The 18,822-nt window shown below is 47.9% G+C and carries 16 protein-coding genes; 6 read left to right on the forward strand and 10 right to left on the reverse strand.

Annotation, left to right across the window (positions count from 1 at the left end):
- Nucleotides 1-27: 27 nt before the first annotated feature.
- Genes AB840_RS01995 through pdxR form a run of 4 tightly spaced genes read right to left on the reverse strand, consistent with a single transcriptional unit; the run spans nucleotide 28 to nucleotide 7,148 of the window.
- Nucleotides 28-1,464, reverse strand: a complete 1,437-nt coding sequence (locus AB840_RS01995; protein ID WP_048513158.1) for a sigma-54 interaction domain-containing protein — start codon at nucleotides 1,462-1,464, stop codon at nucleotides 28-30.
- 31 nt (nucleotides 1,465-1,495) lie between these two features.
- Nucleotides 1,496-4,480 carry an AAA family ATPase gene (locus tag AB840_RS02000; protein WP_048513159.1) on the reverse strand — a complete coding sequence of 995 codons (2,985 nt, stop codon included), beginning with the start codon at nucleotides 4,478-4,480 and terminating at the stop codon, nucleotides 1,496-1,498.
- 4 nt (nucleotides 4,481-4,484) lie between these two features.
- A complete protein-coding gene (locus AB840_RS02005; RefSeq protein ID WP_048513160.1) occupies nucleotides 4,485-5,750 on the reverse strand; it encodes a metallophosphoesterase family protein in 1,266 nt (421 codons plus the stop codon).
- Nucleotides 5,751-7,148 carry a MocR-like pyridoxine biosynthesis transcription factor PdxR gene (gene pdxR / locus AB840_RS02010; RefSeq protein ID WP_048513161.1) on the reverse strand — a complete coding sequence of 466 codons (1,398 nt, stop codon included), beginning with the start codon at nucleotides 7,146-7,148 and terminating at the stop codon, nucleotides 5,751-5,753. It lies immediately after the preceding gene.
- 223 nt (nucleotides 7,149-7,371) lie between these two features.
- Here pdxR and bioB point away from each other — a divergent pair, with 223 nt between their 5' ends.
- Complete coding sequence (gene bioB, locus AB840_RS02015) at nucleotides 7,372-8,364, forward strand: biotin synthase BioB (RefSeq protein WP_048513162.1); 993 nt, start codon at nucleotides 7,372-7,374, stop codon at nucleotides 8,362-8,364.
- Between the two features lie 4 nt (nucleotides 8,365-8,368).
- Here bioB and AB840_RS02020 read toward each other — a convergent pair whose 3' ends face one another.
- The gene (locus tag AB840_RS02020) at nucleotides 8,369-9,649 is read right to left on the reverse strand and encodes a hexokinase family protein (protein WP_234984841.1); all 1,281 of its coding nucleotides are present in this window, start codon (nucleotides 9,647-9,649) and stop codon (nucleotides 8,369-8,371) included.
- A gap of 273 nt (nucleotides 9,650-9,922) precedes the next feature.
- Here AB840_RS02020 and thiS point away from each other — a divergent pair, with 273 nt between their 5' ends.
- From thiS to AB840_RS02045, 5 genes are all read left to right on the forward strand, one after another.
- Nucleotides 9,923-10,117 (forward strand): sulfur carrier protein ThiS, encoded by a 195-nt coding sequence (gene thiS, locus AB840_RS02025; protein WP_048513163.1) that lies wholly within the window; start codon nucleotides 9,923-9,925, stop codon nucleotides 10,115-10,117.
- Between the two features lie 56 nt (nucleotides 10,118-10,173).
- On the forward strand, nucleotides 10,174-10,944 hold the full coding sequence (locus AB840_RS02030; RefSeq protein ID WP_048513164.1) for a thiazole synthase: 771 nt from the start codon (nucleotides 10,174-10,176) through the stop codon (nucleotides 10,942-10,944).
- A 12-nt stretch (nucleotides 10,945-10,956) separates the two neighbouring features.
- Nucleotides 10,957-12,120: a 2-iminoacetate synthase ThiH gene (gene thiH / locus AB840_RS02035; RefSeq protein WP_048513165.1), complete on the forward strand. Its 1,164-nt coding sequence runs from the start codon at nucleotides 10,957-10,959 to the stop codon at nucleotides 12,118-12,120.
- A gap of 343 nt (nucleotides 12,121-12,463) precedes the next feature.
- On the forward strand, nucleotides 12,464-13,057 hold the full coding sequence (locus AB840_RS02040; RefSeq protein WP_048513166.1) for a thiamine phosphate synthase: 594 nt from the start codon (nucleotides 12,464-12,466) through the stop codon (nucleotides 13,055-13,057).
- Between the two features lie 24 nt (nucleotides 13,058-13,081).
- On the forward strand, nucleotides 13,082-13,603 hold the full coding sequence (locus AB840_RS02045; protein WP_048513167.1) for a cysteine hydrolase family protein: 522 nt from the start codon (nucleotides 13,082-13,084) through the stop codon (nucleotides 13,601-13,603).
- 84 nt (nucleotides 13,604-13,687) lie between these two features.
- Here the strand turns inward: AB840_RS02045 and AB840_RS02050 are convergent, their stop codons facing one another.
- The 5 genes from AB840_RS02050 to AB840_RS02070 form a co-directional block, all read right to left on the reverse strand.
- Nucleotides 13,688-14,032: a CC/Se motif family (seleno)protein gene (locus AB840_RS02050; RefSeq protein ID WP_048513168.1), complete on the reverse strand. Its 345-nt coding sequence runs from the start codon at nucleotides 14,030-14,032 to the stop codon at nucleotides 13,688-13,690.
- Nucleotides 14,033-14,054: 22 nt separating this feature from the next.
- Nucleotides 14,055-15,146, reverse strand: a complete 1,092-nt coding sequence (locus AB840_RS02055) for a glycerol dehydrogenase (RefSeq protein ID WP_048513169.1) — start codon at nucleotides 15,144-15,146, stop codon at nucleotides 14,055-14,057.
- A 91-nt stretch (nucleotides 15,147-15,237) separates the two neighbouring features.
- On the reverse strand, nucleotides 15,238-15,849 hold the full coding sequence (locus tag AB840_RS02060) for a hypothetical protein (RefSeq protein ID WP_048513170.1): 612 nt from the start codon (nucleotides 15,847-15,849) through the stop codon (nucleotides 15,238-15,240).
- 21 nt (nucleotides 15,850-15,870) lie between these two features.
- Nucleotides 15,871-17,322, reverse strand: a complete 1,452-nt coding sequence (locus tag AB840_RS02065) for a hypothetical protein (RefSeq protein WP_048513171.1) — start codon at nucleotides 17,320-17,322, stop codon at nucleotides 15,871-15,873.
- 153 nt (nucleotides 17,323-17,475) lie between these two features.
- Nucleotides 17,476-18,786 carry an acetyl-CoA hydrolase/transferase family protein gene (locus AB840_RS02070; protein ID WP_234984842.1) on the reverse strand — a complete coding sequence of 437 codons (1,311 nt, stop codon included), beginning with the start codon at nucleotides 18,784-18,786 and terminating at the stop codon, nucleotides 17,476-17,478.
- Nucleotides 18,787-18,822: the final 36 nt, after the last annotated feature.

Consider the following 18,822-nt stretch of genomic DNA (forward strand, 5'->3'; position numbering starts at 1 on the left):
GGTGTTTACTCTTTATATATGTATCGTTTACTTTTTAGACATCATTTTGTCGAGATCATATTTCTTCCATTTTTTATAAAATGTCCTGCGGCTGATTCCCAAGAGTTTCATCGCTTTGGTTTTATTGCCGCCAGTTTCCTCCAGCACAGCCTCTATCCGATTTTTTTCCATTTCCGCTATGTCTGTCTTCAGGTCATGCTTTCTTTCAGCGGGCGGCGGCAGCTCTGCTGCTGCAGGCAGAGATTCTGTCCGTGGAGCAGGACTTGTAAGCTGCAGTTCTTCCGGCAAGTGTTCGGCATAAATCGTTCCGGCATTGCACACAATCACCGCATATTCGATACAGCTTTCCAGCTGACGCACATTTCCCTTCCATGGATATGATAAAAAACAGTCCATGACTGATTGAGAAAACACCAGCTGCTTATGATATTTATCAGTAAATTTTTTCAAAAAGTGACGGGCAAGCAGAATGATATCATGACCTCTATCCCGCAGCGGCGGAATAACAATGGTAAAGGTATTGAGCCGAAAATACAAATCCTCCCGGAACGTACCGGCCCGGACCATTTGCTTTAGGTCACGGTTCGTTGCCGCAACCACGCGAACATCGACTTTTTGAATCGTATCGGAACCAATTTTTTGTATCTCTCCGGATTGGAGCGCCCGCAGCAGTTTAGCCTGCATAAACAGCGGCATTTCACCAATTTCATCAAGAAATACGGTTCCTCCGTCAGCCAGCTCAAATTTACCGGCCCGGCCTTTTTTTGCCGCACCCGTAAAAGATCCGGACGTATAGCCGAATAATTCACTTTCCATCAGCGTTTCAGGAATTGCCGAGCAATTAATATTGACAAAAGGCCTGCATCGTTTGCCGCTGATACGCAGGATGGCCTCCACCAGTACTTCCTTGCCGGCACCACTTTCTCCTTCAATAAGTACGGTCGCGTCGGTAGGCGCTACCAGTTCCGCCAGCCGCAGACAGCGAATAAATTTGGGGTCTTGTCCGATAATATGGGAAAACTTCGAAGGACGCCCCGTATTACCGTAAGCCGCCGCTTTGAAAATGGAATGACTCAGGCGCTGGGCCCGCTCAAATTCCTGATGACTGCGCGACAGTTCCGTTATATCTTCAAATACAGAAACTGCCCCGATCAGTTTTTGATGTTTAATAATGGGCGTAATATTGACCATTATTTTCTTACCCCGCGTTTTTACTTCGACAGGGCGATGAAGCCGCGGAAGCCTGTCCCGCAAGGCGTCTAAAATCATGGCACCTGGTTCAATCACACTGATTTGTTTATGCATGACCTGTTCCCGCGATACTTTCAAAATATGCAGATAGGCCTCATTTACATAGGTAATCCGCGAATCACAATCAACAATGACGATGCCGTTGCTTACCGCATCCATTGCCTCCAGCATCATCATTGCTGGTACCGTATTTAGTACCGTATCTTCTGCCATGACTGTTTCACCTGTTCTTTCCCGAGTATCATCAGGCTTCTTGAATCGTGCCCTGCTCGATTTCAAAAAGATGGATCGTATCTGTTTCACCCGACAGCAAGCCGCGCACTTCTGCTGCAATGGCCCGCGTTTCCTGAGAACAGGTAAAGAGAAATATTTGTTCCTTTTTCCCTAAATCTGCCAGAAAGTGCAGTGCCTCTTTTTGCCGCTGTTCATCAAAACGTACAAGAATATCATCCAATATCAGCGGCAGTGGTTCGATCTGACGGGAAAACGCCATAGCCAGACTAATGCGGATTGCCAGATAAATCTGATCCCCCAAACCACTGCTCCACTGTTTTTCCGGTATGCGGCGCTGCGCTCCGTCTACAGCATACAGCTGCCGGCCGTCAAAGCTCGCCTGCAGTGTATAGCGTCCTTGCGTCATGAGATGCAGGTACTCGCCGGCCTGCCGGATAACCAGCGGCTGCCGGACCTGTTCATAGTATTTCTGTGCTTCTCCCAGCATATGCTGTGCATACAGGTAGGTAAGCCAATCATTGACACGGGAATCCAATTCGGCCTTGCGATTTTGTTTTTCCTGAAGCAGCTTGCCATAGACATCACTTTTGGCCATTTGACTGAGCCGTTCGACAATACTGCCCCGTTTTTCTGCTACTTCCGCCAGTTTTTTTTCTGCTTCAGCAATTTTCTTTTCGTAATGCGCTTGTTCATCCTGCCAGTTTTTAAGGGTATGTACTTTTAATTCATGCCGCAGTTCAGTCAAATTTTTAGGAGTTTTAGCAATCAGACGTACATGTGCCTCTGATTGATCGTATACTTCTTTATATTGTTGAAATTGACGGAATTTGAGTACTTTACTACGAAATTCCCCTGCTGTCTGCGCACCGGTCAGAGTCAGCAGCGCGTCCTGCTGACGGCGGCGGATATCTTGATCCTTTTTGAGCTGTACGATTTGCTCGCCGCGCTCCTGCTGCTGCCTATCCTGCTCCTTGGCGACTTCCGCCTGAACACGGATTTCCTGCCATTTCCGGTACATCGCATCTACGGATTGCGGCGTAACTGCTTGTTTGATGCCGACTTCACGAAAGATTTGTTCGGCCGTGTCATGCCACTGACTGATCCGGGTCTGCAATTCTACCTTCCGGGTATTCCATTCCGCGGCCGCCGCGGCAACGGTTTTCCATTTGTCCCATACCTCTTTGGCCTGCTGCAGTGCATCGATAGAAAGCCGGGTAAACCCCGTCTCGGTACGCCAGTTTTCCCACGCAGCCTGGCACGCAGTCAATTTACGTTCCCAGGTCTGACCGTCACGCTGCCATTTTTCATAAATCGCATCATACATAACTTTTTGTTCTTTTTCCCAGGCATTTTTTGTTTCTTCCGTCTGCCAGTCTAAATAGTGCTGACGGACTTCATCAAGTTTTTTCGACCAGACTCCGTTACTGTCTTCTTCAGAAAGAGGAATGCCGGCATCCTTCGCCATCCCGGCTATATCCTCTTGAATATCCGTCATTTCACTTTCCAGTTCTTCAATCTTACGGGGAATTCTGTCAGAACCGGCACTCTGCCGGATAAAGGCAGCAATAGCTAATACCGCACAAGCAAAGGCTCCGCCACCGCCCGGAACTGCATCGAAGTTATACATAACTACCAGACCCAGAAGCACTGCCGCCGCAATCAAAAAGAGTACTCCAAGAATTGTGAAGCCATGAGATGTACCAGCCGGCTCATTTTTCAGCCAATCCAACTGTTCCTGCACTTTTTTTCGTTCCATCAGCGCTTCCTGAATATCAGAAACGGCTCTGCCGACAATCTGCCATTCTTCTTTAGTCCGTTCCGGCTCTGTTGCCGCCTCATCGGACGCCGCTGCCACGTTTTTCGGCTGAGCCGCCTGCCATTTTTCTTTTTCCTGCCGATACCGGTTTAAATCGGCTGCTGCTGTCAGGCCGCGGCTCCAGTCTGCCCTTTCCGGCATCGTACCATCCGTCCACGCGGAAAGAGTATGGGCATATTGATTTTGTTCAAGCTGCCAGTCAATTTCCATATCCTTATGTGCCGCAATTTCCTGCTGCCCCTGCTGCCATTCTGCAGCATGCCGGCAGAGGTCATCGATTTGACTGCCACAGATCAGCCAGCGATTCCATTCCACCTGAAAAGCCGGCCCCTTGCGAGAGGTTTCCTCCAATGTTTTTATTTGCCCGTCAATATCCTTCATTTTATTTTCAAGATCGGTCCATTTCTGTACGCCATCTTCAGGAAACTGCGATACGTCAGCCAGCTCCTGCATATGCCGCAATGCGTCTTGTCCTCGTTTGTATACATCCCATGCTGCAATAGGCATAGATATTTTTTCGAGCTCCTGCTTCGTTTCTTCAATATTCAGGCGAATGCGGTTTTCCGTTTCATGAGTGGCCCGTTCCTGTGCCTGCAGGTCTGCGAATTCATCTTCATCATAGGCCAGACTGCGGATCCGCTGATCAAACTCACGCTGCTCGTTCAGCAAGGCGTTGATCGTTTTTTTACCCTGGGAAGACGCTACTAGAAGATCACTCATAAGCCGCGTCAGATCTCTCCGGGTAACACCCATGCGCACACCGCCTTCAATACTGAAAAAATGGCTGCGTACTTCTTCATTGGAGAGAATTTTAAAGCCTTGCAGATCCTCCAGACCCATGGCAAAAATTTTGTCATAGGTCTGCCGGTCCAAGCCATGCCACCAAAGATCTGCCGGTTCTTCATGCAGCGTAATGTCACCGTCCGTCATGTATGATTCTTTTTCATTACGGTAAATCCGGTATTCATGGCCGTTGTCACGGCGTATATCCATATGCCCGAAAAAGCCTTTCCAGTCACCTCGGAGATAGCCGAAAAACATAGACCGGACGTACTTCATCAATGTCGTTTTGCCGCTTTCATTTTGGCCATGCATAATAATGAGCCCTTTTTCCGGCGGATTCCAAGCAACGTTGTGATATATTCCGAAATCATCTAAATTCATTTGTATAATCTTCATCGATTTATCCTCTTTTATCGTCCAGCAGCTTTTGCATGCCCAGCCATTTCGCCTTTTCGAAGGCTTCAAGAAGGCGGGCATCGGAAACAGCCTGTCCATAAGCTCCGAGACGTTCAAATTCCGGACGCTGCATCAGAATATCTCGCAAGGCCTTTATTTTTTCTTCAGGTGCCAGCGTATCTAATTGATCGGACATATTCAAGTAATCACCAACCGTATCAGGAAGCTTGCTCCGTTCTGTCAGATTGATCTTCGGCCTGGCCATATTACGCAGACGCTCTACCATAACAAAGGCATATTTTCCCTGCTCTTCTTCACGCCAGCTATCTATCCAATATTGTGTTGCTTCGGGATTATTGATAACATGATACATGCTGCCGGCGCCGGTAAAGTTTATAGTCAAAAAGGTAGGCTTGCCGATTTCCCGGCGCAGCTTTTCTTTCGCAAGCCGCACGGCCTCCCGCAGCTCCGATACAGATTCGATATCATCAATAGGAATATCTGCCGCTGCCCATCGAACAATACTGGTGTCCATAAATTCGATATCCGTAGTCCCGTACGGGCCGACCTCTACATAGCAGCATCCCCGGGCACCGGTTTCTGTACAGTCCAGTCCTTGTGGATTACCGGCATATACGATATACGGCTTTTCACAAAGCACTTGATACGTATGGACATGGCCCAGGGCCCAGTAGTCCATACCGCATTCCTTTAAATCTGTGAGCGTACAGGGCGCATACGACGACTGATGGCTCCCCACCTGCGTATGCAGCATACCGATAGCATAACGGTCCGCCGTACTGCGGCTGAATTTCCAGGCTATGTTTTCCCGCTGTTCGCTTTTGGCATAGCTTTGTCCGTACACGACCGCTACTTCTTCCCCTTCCACGATAAGAGGCACCCTCTCCACTTGTTCCGTACTGAAAATATGAACGTTGGGTGGAAAAGGGATTTTAGCCTTCCAAGCTTCCAACGGATCGTGATTTCCCATAACGGCAAACACTTGTATATCATTCTGCGCTAATTTGTGCAGAAGACGCACATAGTCCAGCTGGGCAGTCAGGTTGTGATCTGCACTGGTATACACATCTCCTGTAATCAGCACGGCATGTACTTTTTTATCAATGGCAATTTGTACGATTTTCTGAAACGCACGGACCGGCGCCTTTCCAACAATCCGCTGCCATCTGTCATCGATCATGGCAATATCATGGAACGGGCTTCCCAAATGTAAATCACCACAATGAATAAAACGTAAACTTTTTGCCATTTAGTATCCTTCTTTCTCCGTCCACGCCGCCTGCAGTGCCGCAACGGCCTGCTTCAGCTGATGACCGGGTATCTTGGAAAAGGACAGAAGAAACTCCCTGCTATCCTCCTGTTTTGGTATTTCATAAAAAGACTGCATGGACAGTACCCGGCAGCCATGTTGTTCGGCACGACTGCGCAATTCCTGCTCGGACCAGGGACTGCGCAGCGTAACATGGCAATACACGCCAGATACCATTGGACTGATTGTGATATCGCTTCCAAAAGCCGCCTGGAGAAGCTGTCGCATCTGCGCGCCTTTTTCCTGATATTCTTTACGGAGACGCCGTATCTGCCGGGCCAGCTCGCCGCTTTGTATATATGAAGCCAGCACACATTGTTCCGGCACAGACGCGCTCTGCCGGAACAATGCGCGTCTTCGATTGTATAGCGTCATAATCCGATCTGGCAGAACCATATAGCTTAACCGCACAAAAAAAGGCAGTACCTTGGACAACGCCCCCATATAAATGACCCGGCCATGCGTGTCCAATCCCTGCAGTGCCGGTACTGGCCGCCCATAATACCGCAGTTCACTGTCATAGTCATCTTCAATGATCAGGCCATCCCGTTCTCCCGCCCACTGCAGAAGTCTGTAGCGCATCCCGGCCGGCATGACCGTTCCCGTAGGGAATTGATGAGACGGGCTGACATATACAAGACGAACGCCGCTCTTTTCAAGCGCGGTCATATTGAGCATGCCCTGCGCAATGGAGATCGGGACGATTTCATAGCCGGCACTGCGGAAAATTTCTCTGCCCAGACGAAAGCCCGGGTTTTCCACGCCAATACGCCCGCACTCTTCATGAAGGAGGTTTGTCAATGTACTCAGCAGCGATACGGTACCGGCTCCGATGATGATATTGTCCGGCCTTGCATGAACGCCCCGCGTCTGATACACATACTGACTCAGAATCTGCCGCAGATCCGGTACCCCTTGCTCGTCATGACAAGCCAGCAGATAGTCCGGTTCGGAAAGAACCCGGTTCATATATTTTCTCCATATGTCGAGGGGAAAGTGTTCCATATCCATATCCCCGCTGCCAAAATCATATAACCACGCGGGGTGCCGCAGTCCATGATTTTCCCGCACTGCAGCAGCTCCGGGCGCATCATCAGGACTGCCCAGAGAAGCCACTTCATACCGTGCCTTATTCCGGCGAAGGATATACCCCTCACTGGCCAGTTGATAATACGCCTTCTCCACCGTCATTTTACTGACATTGACTGATTGTGCCAATTCACGAACCGACGAAAGACGCATTCCTGCCACCATACGCCGCTCTTCAATTTCATGGCGGTAATATTCATAAATTTGTACGTAATATGGTTTTCTTATGGTCTTATCAATTTGCAGCATGTATTTACCCTACCTATTTTGTATCATACGTATCGTAGCTATATTGTAGCGAAAAACCGGCACGGTGAAAAGAGGAAAACAGCAAAATATCCGTACATTTTCGTTTCTCCGCAGATTTGTTTCTTTTATCTTAATTGTAAACTTTATAAAATTATTTTTATGTTGACTTTGCGTTTCGATTACAGTATACTATCCTAAAATACCAAACAGGAGATGAATCCATATGGATATTGCAACATTGACAGCCTATACAGAAAAAGTACTTCATGGCGGCGGCATTACATCGGCAGAGGCCGAAAAACTACTGGCCCTGCCCGATCAGGAAACACCGCTGCTTCTAGCTATGGCCGACACTATCCGCCGGCATTTTAACAGCGATGAAGTGGACTGCTGTGCCATTATCAATGGCCGGTCCGGAAAATGTTCCGAAAATTGCCGCTTTTGCGCTCAGTCCGCTCATTATCATACGGGCGTAAACGAATACGCCCTTCTCGGCAAAGAAGAAATAGTATCCGCCGCCAAAAAAGCCAAACAGGCCGGTGCCGCCCGTTTTTCCATCGTCACCAGCGGCCGGTCAGTCCAGGAAGGAAGCGAATTTGATGCAATCCTGCGCGCACTGGAAGATATAAAAAAAGAAGTCCGTATGGAAACCTGCTGTTCTCTCGGATTGATCAACCTCCGGCAGGCGCGGGCCCTCAAGAACACAGGCATTTCCCGTTACCATGCTAATATAGAAACGGCACCGTCTTATTTCCCTTCTATCTGTTCAACCCATACCTTTGCAGATAAAGCCGCCGTCATTCATATCGCTCATGAGGCAGGTCTACGCATTTGTTCCGGCGGCATTTTCGGTTTGGGCGAAACGCGGGCCCAACGTGCAGAAATGGCCTTTACTCTACAGCATCTTGGCGTCGATTCTGTCCCGCTCAATATTCTGAACCCGATTCCGGGCACTCCCTTTGCAGGCAACACGCCGCTGAGTCCCTGGGAAATTCTTCGCACCTTTGCGGTTTTCCGATTTATTCTGCCTCATGCCCTGATCCGCACTGCCGGTGGACGCGAGGTCAATCTTCGGTCTTTGCAGGCCTATGCTTTGACAGGTGGCCTGAACGGTCTGATGATCGGCGGCTACCTGACTACCGGCGGCAACGAAGTGCACGTGGATAGGCAGATGCTGCGTGATCTGAACCGTCCGCCTGTACAGCCCCGGCTCTGACAGCCTACGTAGCACTACTCATTGCTGCGGCAATTGCCGCGCCGACAGAGGGACCGTCTTTGATCACAGACGGCTCCGCCGGTATGGACTGACTGCGGCTTTTTCCATATCCGGACTGGCAGGCCCGCAGTGCATCCTCCATCATGAGCAGTCCGCCTCGTACATGCTCCAGCACACTGCCCTCTACCGCCAACGTCTGACGCGGGATATCGCCGTCCGGATACAAATGGCGTAAAACACCAAAGCAAGCGGCCCCCGATAATTGAGCGGCACGAACAAATACGGCGGCGCCCAGATTTCGCAAGGGACGCACATCCTCAGGCGGCACCAGCCGCTTCCACATACGCCCCATGCGAAGACGGACGTCCTTCATATTTTCAGTCATGATAATGCCATTCATATCCTGCGTCGTAAAAAAGGGGATTTCCGTCGTATTAAAATAGGTCATGGCAATATTTCGAAATACATTATTGAGATACGCACCACCCACCATTTTCTCTAATTGGTGACAACCGGGCCGCCGGGATTCTGCATCGACCCGCACATCCCATATCGTCTGTTCCGCCCCGGTATAATTTCCAGCCTCCAAACTGAGTATCATTTGCTGAGACGGCTCATAATAGCAAATATTAAAACCAGTCCCGCAAATAACGGCCAGCTGCGACTTCCCGTGCTGATAGGATGAAGCCAGCAGAACCGCCGTCGTATCATTGAGCAGCGCCACCGGCTCGATTTTATCCAGGCCGCCGCGCCGCAGGGCCAGACGCAGCAATTCATTAACCTCCTCGCCTTCTACTCCTGCCACGGCGATTTCCTTGGACCACTGCAGCAGCCGGGCATCGCGGACCTGCTGCTGACTGACGGCAAATGAAAAGGTATGTCCCAGTTTGTATGGCTTATTGCCGCCGGCCGCTTCACCGACGAGAGCCGCAATGAAATCAAACAGCTGTACTGCTGTCGTATCATGTGACAGATAATCATAGCTTCCCTCCCTTTTCAAAGGTCGAGATACTTTTTTCTCGACGATGTAGCAATGATTACCCAGCAGTCGGATACGGGAAGCCCGCACATTGGTGCCGCCAAAATCTAACGCTATATATGCCCCCGCCTCCTCGCCTGTAGGAAGAGGCAAATATGATTTTAATGCCCGCAAAGATGAATCTCTGCCAGCCAGCGCGGACTCCACAGCCATTGTAAAGCCGTTAGAAAACCGCTGCAGCCGTTCGTCTGTCAAATAAAAATACTGCGCTATATCCATCCAATCCTTTTCCGTTATAGGACTCATGCGAAACACCTCCGCTGGCATGTCGTGATATGACTTGCTTACTCTGTATATTTTACCATAAAAGCAAGCTCTGTGATGCAATTTCTCTCACATCTCTTCAAATAAACGCGTTGCCGGTCAGGACCAAATCAATGACCGGCATATATTGACATTTTTCCGGAGTGCGCTATAATCATAACCAGAGTGAGACCGCAAAGGCCGCACGAAGGGGTACACCACCATCGGTGTAATCCTTTGTGCGGTCTATTTTTTTTCAGAAAGGAGCCAACCGCTATGGTAACTATCAACGGTACGAATATTGATGCTGCCGGCATGCAGCTACGGCAATATTTGGAACAGCAGGGCCTGCACGCAGGCTGTATTGCCATCGAACTGAATGGGCATATCGTGCCACGCAGCACGTATGACACTGTCACACTGACAGATGGTGACAGTGTGGAAATCGTACACTTTGTCGGTGGAGGTTAATCCTTTGCCCGTTCCGTTTTTTAAATTTAAAATGTAGTATACAAGGAGTGTTTCGTATGGAAAAGAAAGATACATTGGTACTTGGCGGTCATAAATTTACCTCCCGCTTTATTCTGGGCTCTGGAAAATATTCGGTTGATCTGATCAAAGCAGCCGTGGAACAGGCAGGCGCGCAAATTGTAACTATGGCATTGCGCCGCGTAGAAGCCGGGCAGAAAGATAATATACTCGATTTTATCCCCAAAGAAGTCACGCTGCTTCCCAATACGTCCGGCGCTCGCAATGCCGGCGAAGCTGTTCGCATTGCCCGCTTATCCCGTGAATTAGGCTGCGGCGATTTCATTAAAATCGAAATTATGCGTGATTCAAAATATCTGCTTCCGGACAACACGGAAACGGTTAGGGCAACAGAAATTCTTGCCAAAGAAGGATTTATCGTTCTTCCTTACATGTATCCCGATCTGTACGCCGCACGTGCCTTGGCAGAGGCCGGTGCGGCTGCCGTTATGCCGCTGGCGGCTCCTATCGGCACCAATAAAGGTCTGTGTACTCGCGATTTTATCCAGATTCTTATTGACGAGATTGATCTGCCGGTCATAGTTGATGCCGGCATCGGACGGCCATCTCAAGCCTGTGAAGCCATGGAAATGGGAGCTGCCGCCATTATGGCCAATACGGGGCTGTCCACCGCTGGAAATCTGCCCGCCATGGCCAGAGCCTACCGCCAAGCTGTCGAAGCCGGTCGCGCCGCATATTTGTCAGGTCTGGGCCGTGTTCGAGAAATGGCATCTGCTTCCGATCCGCTGACCGGTTTTCTGGGAGATTAGGAGGGGAAAAAAATGGAAGAAAAACGTATAGATCATATGAAATATCTGCCGGGCATGGAAGTTCTTGATTCGACAATGCTTGATGACGTTACCCGGTATCATGATGCATTCTGTAATGAGGCATATACAGCAGACAACGTAAAAACAGCATTGAGCAAGCAGCGTTTGACGCCTGAAGATTTCATGGCGCTGCTATCCACAGCAGCGATACCCTATTTGGAAGAAATGGCGCAAAAAGCACACACGGTCACACGTCGCCATTTCGGCAATACAATTTCCATTTTCACCCCCGTTTACTTTGCCAATTATTGTGATAATTACTGTATATACTGCGGGTTCAATTCACATAATAAAATCAAGCGGGCACGGCTGAATGATGCCGAGCTGCATCAGGAATGCCAAAACATTGCCAATACCGGCATAGAAGAGGTACTCATGCTTACCGGCGAAAGCCCTAAAATGTCAGATATCCGCTACATCGGCAATGCCGTAAAGATTGCCCGCCAATATTTCCGCGCCGTCGGTATGGAAATATATCCGGTCAATTCAGATGACTACAAGTATCTGCATGAATGCGGTGCCGATTATGTCACAGTATTTCAGGAAACGTATAACCCCGTGAAGTATGAAACACTCCATTTAGCCGGAAATAAACGTATTTTCCCGTATCGCTTTTATTCACAGGAACGAGCGATTCTCGGTGGCATGCGCGGCGTCGGCTTTGCCGCCCTCTTGGGGCTGGACGACTATCAAAAAGATGCTGTCGCAACAGGCATGCACGCCTGGCTCATGCAGCGTAAATATCCGCATGCGGAAATTTCCCTGTCCTGCCCGCGCCTGTGTCCTATTATTAACAATGACAAAATCAATCCGAAGGATGTAGATGAACGCAGGCTTGTTCAGATTATCTGCGCTTACCGGCTGTTTATGCCATACGCCTGCATTGTCGTATCAAGTCGTGAAAGCGCGGCATTCCGCAACGCTATTATAAAAATCGCTGCCACAAAGGTATCGGCCAGCGTCTGCGTCGGCATCGGCGGCCATCTGAAGAAAGACGGTTCCGAAAAAGGTGACGAACAATTTGAAATCACTGATAGCCGTCCTTTTGATGAAATGTACACCGCCATCAAAACCATGGGGCTTCAGCCGATAACCAGCGAATATATTTATTTATAATAATTATCAGCTACCTATCTTATTTATCCTAAACATAAAAATGACAACATCGGTGCCGGGACTAATCAACCTGGCACCGATGTTGTCATTTTTTTACTCTGTTTCAGCTGATGACAGGCATATTTTTTTATTCTAAATGATATAATTTATATGCATCTTTGTTCCGCCTATCCGCTGTAAACGGCCTGCATTGTTCCATTGTTCCGGACCTCCGGTTTCCTGTTTGGACGGTTTAACCGCATATATTTATGGTGTATAGTCATTGACTCACTTATGAGATTATTGTATAGTAATACATATAAAATACTTCTATAATATATAATACAAGTAAAAGGTGATAATCGTGCTAAAAATAATTGCTATAACTAATCACGAACTGGCCTCGGCAAACTATTGGGATCAGTTGGAACAAATCGCCGTCTCTGATGTCGACGCTATTGTCCTGCGTGAAAAAACGTTGTCGGAAGATGATTATGCCGAATATGCCAGAAAGGCGCTGCGTATCTGTAGCACGCACCAAAAGCCGTGTATTCTTCATCAGTTTGGCAAAGCGGCTATCCGTCTCCATATTCCTCGCTTTCAATGTTCTTTGGATTATCTGGAATCTCATTCCTCTCTGCTGTATTACATGACAACCTTAGGCGTATCCGTCCACACGCCGGAGGAAGCAGCCAGAGCAGAACAACTGGGGGCAACTTATGTCATGGCCAGCCACGTATTTTCCACCAGCTGCAAAAAGGATTTGCCGCCTATCGGTATTGATATGGTTAACGCGATCTGTGATGCTGTGTCTATCCCTGTCTATGCCCTCGGCGGCGTAACGAGGGACACTGCCAAAGAGCTTCACAACACACCGATTACAGGTGTCGCCCTTATGTCCGGTCTGATGACCTGCAATGACGTTCCTTCGTATGTCTGCGAAATCAAGCAGCTGTAACACCGCTGTAAGGAAGGTATCTTTATGAATCAGGCTTACATCATCATCGACATGCAAAACGATTTTATCGACGGTGCTCTGGGAACATCGGATGCCCCGGTCATCGTCCCCCGCATAGAAAAAAAGATTGTTACCAGCAAAAAAGATAAAAAAAATCATACCGATATTATTTTCACACAGGATACGCATGGTGACGATTATCTGGAAACGCAGGAAGGACAAAAGCTGCCTGTTCCCCATTGTATCAAGGATACACACGGCTGGCAAATTTGTCGTCAGCTGCTGCCATACACTTTATTTGCAACGGTTTTAGAAAAACCAACCTTTGGCTGCACAGCGCTGATCAATGAAACAGCTGAATATGATACGCTCGTTTTGATGGGGCTATGCACGGATATCTGCGTCATTTCCAATGCCATTCTTCTCAAGACCTTTTATCCGGAAAAGGATATCATCGTAGACAGCTTTTGCTGTGCCGGTGCCACACCAGAAGGCCATCAAACAGCATTGCAAGCCATGAAAGCCTGTCAAATTACAATTATCTGAAAATTTAAGTATCTGAATACGCAAAAGGATGATGAACCCCTGATTACAGGAAGTGTTCACCATCCTTTTTAATATTTGCAGCAATTATTCAGGCTGAAAACCTGATTTCGGCGTAACGGAAATACCCTGTGCGCCTTCCATTTCCAGCCATTTGCTGATAATAAATGATTTGACAGAAATACGAATAGACTCATATCCTTGTTTAACAATCAGTCGAGAGGGATACCAAATCGTAATTTCTTTCTGTATTTCCTGCCTGAAGCAGCTATCCTGAACCGGCTTTCCTATGGTAATTTCGGGAATATAACAGCCCCAGATACGATCTCCTTTACAACATCCGCCAAGTGACGGCTCAAAGATCATGGAAATAAATACATGCCCGCCTTTTTCTTTAATGTACGCAGCGGCATCGTCAGTCAAAGAGAACATGACAATTCCCCCTTTTCACATCCTAGTGATGTGCACCGGCAGTATCCGCCGCTAAAATAGCAGCATATACTTCATCTGCCGTAATGTCGGCACGGACATTTTTTGTAAATTGAGTCGGCACGGTGGACGCTGACGCGACGGCACGAATATCTTCATCCCGTATATCGACAATGCCCAGATCGGCCAGGCACGATGGCAGTCCGATCTGACGGATATAGCGCAGCACCGTATCCCATTCTTCCTGCGAAGCCTTTTCCAGCTGCAGCTGTACCAGCAGCCCGAAGGCGACTTTTTCACCATGGGATGCACCATGAGCCTGCGGCACATGGGCCAGGCCATCATTGACGGCATGAGCCGCTGCCAGACCGCCGCATTCAAAACCAACGCCGCTTAAATATACGCAAGCCTCTACAACGGCCTCCAATTCCGGTGTGACCGTATGCTGTTCTACCGCTTCCAAGGCTTGTACCGAATGCTGCAGCAGTATATCATAACATAATTTGGCCAATGTCAGGGCCGTAGCAGAACACATGCCGCGCGCCATTGTCTTAGCGCCGCTGCGACGGCAGGCTCGAGCTTCAAAATATGTAGAAAGAGCATCACCCATGCCGGAAATAAGGTATTTTTTAGGCGCTCCGGCAATAATGCCCGTATCGACCAGCACGAGATCGGGATTACGCCGCATCATCAGAGCCTTCACAACAACGCCCTGTTCATTATAGATAACGGCCACACCTGCACAGGGAGAATCATTGGAAGCAATCGTCGGTATAATAATGACGGGAAGACCTCCCATATTCGTCCCTACAGCCTTAGCCGTATCGATTGCCTTACCGCCGCCGGCACCGATAATCCCATCGCAGCCAGCCGCCTGGGCCGCTTCTACGGCAGTTTGAATAGCAGCTTTAGAGCACTCGCCGCCGAACTGGTAATAGACCATCGTCTTTTCAGCCTGCTGCAGCGATGCCGCTATTCGTCCGCCGATACGCTTTTGGTTATTAGGAGAGCAAATCAATAAAAATGTATGTCCCATTTTCCGGACATACTTCCCCAGCTTATCTAACTCGCCTTCTCCTTGAATATATAATCCCGGTCCCTTTAATCCAATCGTCATCGTAAAACCACCTTTCTTCTATGAAAAATTTCCGCCATGAAAAGCCTTATAAATATAATTTCATGGCGGAAGTCCTTTATCTGTGAATATATTAATTTACATTGGGCATTTCCTGAAGCCGGCAGACCAACGTATACACATCTTCTCCGACACGGTAAATCAGCCGATCCCGATTTTCATCATTGCAGGGCAGATTTCCCGATTCCCCGCCATTCAGCCGATCATGACATATAGTGTTTAATTCAGCAAATATCATATGCAAACCCGTTTCACCCATATTCATTTTAGCAAGCAGGTTATTGAAATATTGTTTATCCTCATCGTCGTATTTAAATATCTGACACCACCTGACAAGTAAATCATTTTCCTGCATTCCTGTTTTTTCAGAAATAAGCTTCTTTTGAGAGGCAAGCATCAACAACATGCACGATAAATAGGATTTGACGACAAACGGAACCTGATCCTTTACTCTTGTAAAATACCGGCGGTGAGACCAGTATCCGTTGAAAGCCAGTTCATTCTTATCCAAAAACTCTTTAATTCCATCATTGGCCGACACAGCACATATCATAAAAAAGCGCTTCATTGTTTCATTCGTAGAACGATTTCTGGCATTCATCATACATTTTTTAACAAAAAACTCACAAATATCGGTCGTATTGGATTTTGTCAACTTACGCAATAAATCACCATAGTACTGCATATCATACCTCCGGAACAACGATTATTTATCCTGACCAGCTTCCTTTTCTGCTTCAATCTCTTTCAGCGCAGCTAAATTAAAGAGTGGATCAGATTTCAAATTGTATTTCATCAAATTACGCTGGAAAAAGTTCTTACCGTAAATAAGCAGGCAGAGAACAATACCGACACCTAACGCCATCGCTGCACCGCGGGATACCAGAACTCCGCCTATGACACCGGCAGCTCCCAAATCATTAAAGGTTTTCGCTCTCAATACACCAACACGAACAGCGACATATCCCTGAATCAGCATGGTCAGCGCCAAGGCAATCGGCAATACAGGCTTTACAAAGCTTACGATCGGAGACAGCCAATATCCCGTAAAGGTACCGAGCCGGAACGATGCGACACCGCCCACAAGACTATCCATGGCATCCCGGCCGTGTTTATACCGTTCGCAGATGACGACTTGCATAGCTGCCCACAAGGGGCCGCACATCGAAAGATCCGGTCCCAACATGGACATGACCATATTGCGGACGCCGACAATAACGTTATTGCGGTTGGCATCGAAATGGACGTTTTCATCACCGTCACGGTATTCACGCGCTTCATCAATCAGTGCGTCAGCCTGAATCAATTCACCAAACAGCACAACGTACACGGCGATTACCAGCGGAAACGCAGAAATATAATAGGACATGCTGGGAAAACCAATACGATCAGCAAAGGGACTCCATTGAGTAAATACTTCGACAAAATGCGGATGCGTAAATCCCCACTCTATTGTCGGCCAAGGAAGCTCGCCAACAATAGGTGCAATCACAACAGCCAGCACCATCGCAGGCAGAAGGCCTAAATCAGAAACAATCTGCAAAGGCTTGCTTTTATTCATAACACTTTTAAAATGATTGCTGAACGAAAGGTAAAAGGCAAAACCGACAGCGATCGCAATCGTAATCGGGTATTTATCAAAACTGCCGCCAGCATTAAATACCAGCCGTACGGCCGCGATGCCAGCGCCAATCAAAATACCCGCCTTCAATGCATCCGGCACAAGGTCGACTACCTTCTTGGCAAGTCCCGTCGCTCCCAAGAAAAAGGTCAGTACCCCCAGTTCAAATTCAAAGGCAATCAGAGCATGCATACGTTCTGCCGTATCATTGGGAAATGACGAAAGCCACAGCAGCAGCAGCGGAATCGCCGGCGTAATCCAGCCAGGAACAACCGGATCGCCCAAATGAGCATGCCAAGTATATAAAAAACCATTCATAATAACAATAGTAATCGCTATTTCAAAAGGCATGCCGAGATATTCCTGCAAAACCGGAATAATTCCCAGGCAGACCGCGCACAGCAGCAGACCTTGTACATAGTCCGGCCACTCAAACCGATAGTGTATAAACGGCAGACGGAATACCAAATGAAATATGTGTAAATTAATTCCAGGCTGAATTTCGCCTTCTTTTCTTTTATAGATAGGACCAAACATTACCGTTACCCCCTTATATAAATCATACGTTATCTCATAAATATACCATTTTAAGCAAAAGAAACACCATAACAGCTCTCAAACGATTGTATATAGTTAGTAAGGGAGACAGTTGTTATGGTGTTTATCAATTACCAGGGTTACGCAGGCTGATTATTCTTCAAATTTGCAGTGGAACCGTTTTTCAAACTCTGCAATAAGGCTTTCCCGAAAATCGGGATGAGCAATCGCAATCAATGCGGCAGCCCGCTGTCTTAAAGTCTTGCCTTTCAAGGCGGCAATCCCATACTCCGTAATAATATAATCCACATCATTCCGGGATGTCGTGACAGCTGAGCCTTTGTCAAGATAAGCTACAATTTTGGAGATCTTTCCCTTACCGGTAGTAGAGGGCATGGCTATAATCGCTTTACCGCCCCTGGCCCGGGAAGCGCCGCGGACAAAGTCTACTTGACCGCCTACACCGCTGAATTGGCGCGGCCCAATCATTTCAGCATTGACCTGTCCCATCAAATCTACCTGCATTGCAGAATTAATAGAAATAATATTATCGATCTGCGCAACAACAAACGGATCGTTGGTGTAATCGACAGGCTTCATTTCCACGTTGGGATTGTGATCGACAAAATCATAAAGTTTTTTTGTACCCATGAGGAAACATGAGAGAAATTTTCCTTGATCGATCGTTTTTTTCTTATTTGTAATAATGCCTTTTTCCGCAAGATCTACGACTCCATCAGAGAACATTTCCGAATGAATGCCCAAATCCTTTTTGTCTCCCAGAAAGGTCAGCACGGCATCGGGAATAGCACCGATTCCCAATTGAAGCGTATCGCCATCATGGATAAGAGATGCAACATAACCGCCGATTTTCTTTTCTGTCTCACCAATTTTAGGCGGCTGCAACTCGATCAACGGTTCGTCTTTGAGGACGATGTAATCAATATCTTTCAAATGAATGCCGTTGCCATACGTATAGGGCATATTTTTATTGATCTGCGCAATTCGCATTTTGGCTGTTTCTGCCGCAGGCTGTGTATAGTCGACAGAAACGCCAAAGGAACAATTGCCATTTTCATCAGGTTCACTGACCTGCAGAAAGGCTACGTCGACAGGCAGCACACCTTCCCGGAACAGCTTGGGCGCCTCATGGAAAAAGCAGGGTGTATAATCCGCTCGCCCTTCTTCTACGGCCTTGCGGGTTGAGCCGCCTACAAATAATGCATTATGACGGAAATGTTTTTCCATGCCAGGCTGGCAATAGGGTGCCGTACTCATGGCTACCATGTGCATGATTTCGACATCTTCCAACCGTTCCGCCTGGTGTACCAACTCCTGCGTCAGGCACTGAGCCTCGCCGCAGGCATGGGTAAACACGATCTTGTCACCTGATTTAACATGCCCCACCGCTTCTTCTGCGGAAACAATTTTATCGGCATATTTTTTCTTCCAGTCTTTCAACAAACACACCTACTTTCTGCGCGTACTGCCGGAGTTTCA

It is taken from the genome of Megasphaera cerevisiae DSM 20462 (assembly GCF_001045675.1).
GTDB lineage: Bacteria > Bacillota > Negativicutes > Veillonellales > Megasphaeraceae > Megasphaera > Megasphaera cerevisiae.